Origin of the sequence: Photorhabdus aballayi (assembly GCF_026153155.1) — a bacterium.
Lineage (GTDB): Bacteria > Pseudomonadota > Gammaproteobacteria > Enterobacterales > Enterobacteriaceae > Photorhabdus > Photorhabdus luminescens.
Window position 1 is genome coordinate 1 of record NZ_JAPFCD010000148.1, and the last position, 521, is coordinate 521.

The 521-nt window shown below is 43.6% G+C and carries 1 protein-coding gene; it reads left to right on the forward strand.

Annotation, left to right across the window (positions count from 1 at the left end; all coding sequences use genetic code 11):
- Nucleotides 1-62: 62 nt before the first annotated feature.
- The coding region (locus OO184_RS24970; protein ID WP_265381458.1) for a helix-turn-helix domain-containing protein at nucleotides 63-521 on the forward strand (459 nt) is incomplete at its 3' end.

Sequence of the window (521 nt, forward strand, 5' to 3'; positions counted from 1 at the left end):
AGTCCGATTTTTGCGATCTGATTAATCGCCAAATCAAAACAAATCCCAAAATGGACTGAGTGATGCCAATCATAGCACCAATACCCCGAAACGAACGACGTCAGATGAAAAAATTTATCCATAAAACCCGGGATAAGGATTATGCGCGTCGCCTCACCGCGCTCTTGATGTTACATGAAGGGAGTACTGTTTCTCATGTCTCCAGGACTCTTCACTGTTCACGTTCCTCAGTTAATCGCTGGATAAATTGGTTTACATTATCTGGCCTGGAAGGGGTAAAAAGCCTGCCGGCAGGAAGACCCGCAGTCTGGCATTTATCGCCACTTTTTACCTTATTGTCGTTCTTATTACAGCACTCCCCGCAGGATTTTGGCTACCTGCGTTCACGTTGGAGCCTGGAGCTTATTACTAATATAATCAATACATTATTAAATGTATCACTCTCAAAAAGTACATTATATCGTTACTTTTGCCGGAAGGGTATTGTGTGGAGAAGGGCCGCGCCTACCCTAAAAAAATCT